5 protein-coding genes are annotated in these 3,524 nt (G+C 70.8%); all 5 read left to right on the forward strand.

Features of this window, described 5'->3' with window-relative positions; genetic code table 11:
• The coding region (gene eno, locus I0Q12_RS24040) for a phosphopyruvate hydratase (protein WP_231611321.1) at positions 1-1,094 on the forward strand (1,094 nt) is incomplete at its 5' end.
• Positions 1,095-1,104: 10 nt separating this feature from the next.
• Positions 1,105-1,809, forward strand: a complete 705-nt coding sequence (locus I0Q12_RS24045) for a septum formation initiator family protein (protein WP_197255422.1) — start codon at positions 1,105-1,107, stop codon at positions 1,807-1,809.
• Entirely contained in the window at positions 1,806-2,333 is a 528-nt protein-coding gene (locus I0Q12_RS24050) for a DUF501 domain-containing protein (protein ID WP_197255424.1), read from the forward strand. The genes I0Q12_RS24045 and I0Q12_RS24050 overlap by 4 nt, the downstream gene beginning before the upstream one ends.
• The gene (locus I0Q12_RS24055) at positions 2,330-3,277 is read left to right on the forward strand and encodes a Ppx/GppA phosphatase family protein (protein ID WP_197255426.1); all 948 of its coding nucleotides are present in this window, start codon (positions 2,330-2,332) and stop codon (positions 3,275-3,277) included. Before I0Q12_RS24050 ends, I0Q12_RS24055 begins: the two co-directional genes overlap by 4 nt.
• Before the next feature lie 17 nt (positions 3,278-3,294).
• The gene (locus tag I0Q12_RS34720; RefSeq protein WP_269437690.1) at positions 3,295-3,423 is read left to right on the forward strand and encodes a hypothetical protein; all 129 of its coding nucleotides are present in this window, start codon (positions 3,295-3,297) and stop codon (positions 3,421-3,423) included.
• The last annotated feature ends 101 nt before the right edge of the window (positions 3,424-3,524 follow it).

Raw genomic sequence — 3,524 nt, forward strand, 5'->3', positions numbered from 1 at the left:
AGGCCGTCGAGGCGGTTCTCGGTGAGATCGCGCCGGCCATCATCGGCCTCGACGCCACCGAACAGCGCACCGTCGACCAGGCGCTGCTCGACACCGACGGCACCCCCGACAAGGGCCGGCTCGGCGCGAACGCGCTGCTCGGCGCGTCGCTCGCGGTCGCCAAGGCCGGTGCGGAGTCGTCCGGTCTGGAGCTGTTCCGCTACGTCGGTGGCCCGAACGCCCACATCCTGCCGGTGCCGATGATGAACATCCTCAACGGTGGCGCCCACGCCGACACCGGCGTCGACGTGCAGGAGTTCATGGTCGCGCCGATCGGCGCCCCCACCTTCAAGGAGTCCCTGCGCTGGGGCACCGAGGTCTACCACTCGCTCAAGTCGGTCCTCAAGAGCAAGGGCCTGGCCACCGGTCTCGGTGACGAGGGCGGCTTCGCTCCCGACGTCGCCGGCACCAAGGAAGCGCTCGACCTCATCAGCGAGGCGATCGCCAAGACCGGCCTGAAGCTCGGTTCGGATGTCGCGCTCGCGCTCGACGTCGCCGCCACCGAGTTCTACACCGAGGGCACCGGCTACAAGTTCGAGGGCAAGATCCGCACCGCCGACGAGCTCGCCGACTTCTACAACGAGCTGCTCTCGGCCTACCCGCTCGTCTCCGTCGAGGATCCGCTCAGCGAGGACGACTGGGAGGGCTGGGTCGCGCTCACCGAGAAGATCGGCAACAAGCTGCAGCTCGTCGGCGACGACCTGTTCGTCACCAACCCGGAGCGTCTCGAGGAGGGCATCGTCAAGGGTGCCGCCAACGCGCTGCTGGTGAAGGTGAACCAGATCGGCACGCTCACCGAGACCCTCGACGCCGTCGATCTCGCACACCGCAACGGCTACAAGACGATGATGAGCCACCGCTCCGGCGAGACCGAGGACACCACCATCGCCGACCTGGCCGTCGCCGTCGGCAGCGGCCAGATCAAGACCGGTGCCCCGGCCCGCTCCGAGCGCGTCGCGAAGTACAACCAGCTGCTGCGTATCGAGGAGTCCCTCGGCGACGCCGCCCGCTACGCGGGTGAGCTGGCGTTCCCGCGCTTCAACCCCGAGGCGTGACCGGAGCGGTATGAGTCAACGCGGTAGATCCCGGCCCGGCGCCCGACGCGCCCGTTCCGAGGGTGCGGTGGGTTCGCGGCGGCCCAGCCGATCCCGTCCGTCGGGATCTACCACGTCGCCCGACCCGGTGGCCGAGTCGGCGGGTGCGCGTCCGGCAGGACGCGAAGATCCCGTCACCTCGGCGCCGGGTCGCAGCCGGGGTTCCGCCAACCGGGCCCGGCCCACACGCGTCGGTGCGCCCCGCGAGGTCCGCAAGACCCGCACCGAACGCACCTTCCTGGGTCTGTCCACCGGCCGTGCCGTCGTGCTCGCTCTCGTCGTGTGCGGCCTGGCACTGACCCTCGCGATGCCGCTGCGCACCTACGTCGGCCAGCGCGCCGAAGCGGACCGCGTCGAAGCCGAACGCGTCGCGCTCGAGCAGGAGATCGCCGCGCTGCGGGAGCAGAAGGCGCACATCGAGGATCCGGCGTGGATCCGGGCGCAGGCCCGGGAACGGCTGCGATTCGTGATGCCCGGCGACACCCCCTACCAGGTGCAGCTTCCCGGCGACGGCCGTCTGGTCGACGAGGAGAAGATCCAGGAACGACCCTCGACCGGCGCGTGGTACAGCGACCTGTGGCGATCGGTGTCCGAACCGCCGCCCGAACCCGAGCCCGAACCGGTGCCCCGGCAGATGCCCGTGGCACCCCCAGAAGCAGGAGAACCGACCGGGTGACCGATCCCGTCGCACAGTCCGACCTCGATGCCGTCGCCGCCCAGCTCGGGCGCACCCCGCGCGGCGTCCTCGCCATCGCCTACCGCTGCCCGGACGGCGCACCCGGAGTGGTCAAGACTGCACCGAAGCTGCCCGACGGCACGCCCTTTCCCACGCTGTACTACCTCACCGATCCGCGTCTGACCGCGGAAGCGAGCCGGCAGGAATCGGCCGGGGTGATGCGGGAGATGACCGAGCGTCTCGGCACCGACCCCGAGCTCGCCGCCGCCTACCGCCGCGCCCACGAGGCGTATCTCGCCGAACGCGACGCGATCGAATCGCTCGGCACCGACTTCACCGGCGGCGGCATGCCGGACCGCGTCAAGTGCCTGCACGTGCTCATCGCGCATTCGCTCGCGAAGGGCCCGGGGGTCAACCCGTTCGGGGACGAGGCGGTCGCCCTCGCGGCCGACGCGGGTTTGCGGGGCACCGCGATTCCCGCGGACTGGCCCACCTACGCCGAACTGCGCGGGGAGTCGGAATGAGCCGTGTCGCCGCGATCGATTGCGGGACCAACTCGATCCGCCTGCTGATCGCCGACATCGGACCCGACGGTCGACTGACCGACGTGACCCGGTTGATGCGGGTCGTGCGGCTCGGCCAGGGCGTCGACGCCACCGGCATGCTCGCTCCCGAAGCCATCGAACGCACCCGCGTCGCGCTCGCCGAGTACGCCGATCTGATCCGGGAAACGGGAGCGACCGCCGTGCGGATGGTCGCCACGTCCGCGACCCGCGACGCCGGCAACCGCGAGGACTTCTTCTCGATGACCCGCGAGGTGCTCGGCGCGGTCATCCCCGGCGCCGAGGCCGAGGTGATCTCCGGTGACGAGGAGGCCCGGCTGTCCTTCACCGGCGCGGTCGGCGAACTCGATTCCGCGCGTGGACCTTTCGTCGTCGTCGATCTCGGTGGCGGCTCCACCGAGATCGTGCTCGGCGACGCCGACGGCGTGCACGCCGCGTACTCCACCGACATCGGGTGCGTGCGGCTCACCGAGCGGTGCCTGCACGACGATCCGCCCACGGCCGAGCAGATCGCCGAGGCCCGCGTCGTCGCGCGGGAGAAGATCGGTGAGGCGCTCGCGCACGTGCCGGTCGAGCAGGCCCACACGTGGGTCGGCGTCGCCGGCACGATGACCACGCTGTCGGCGATCGCGCACGGTCTCGAGGAGTACGACCCCGAGAAGGTGCATCTGTCGACCGTCGGGTTCGACCGGCTCCGCGAGGTGTGCTCGACGCTGCTCGGGCAGACCCACGACGAGCGCGCCGCCTACGGTCCGATGCACCCGGGCCGGGTCGACGTGATCGGTGGGGGAGCGATCGTCACCACGGTGCTCGCCGACGAGTTCGGTGCCCGCGCCGGGATCACCGAGCTGGTCGTCAGCGAGCACGACATCCTCGACGGGATCGCGATGTCGGTGGTGCGATAGCGGGGCGCGAACGGGCGGTGCCGGTCCGCGACGTTCCTGGACGTCCACGATTCTCCGGCGAGATCGTCGCCCTCGACCGGATCGACCATCCCGAGGCCGTCGCCGAATCGGTACGCGCGCTCGAAGTCGCCGAGCTCGCCGGTTAGGGTGTGAGGCGGTGCCGCGACCGGCCGACCGGTCGCGGCAGCGCCCCCATAGCCCAATTGGCAGAGGCAGCGGACTTAAAATCCGCCGAGTGTCGGTTCGA

This window comes from Rhodococcus sp. CX (assembly GCF_015865005.1).
Lineage (GTDB): Bacteria > Actinomycetota > Actinomycetes > Mycobacteriales > Mycobacteriaceae > Rhodococcus.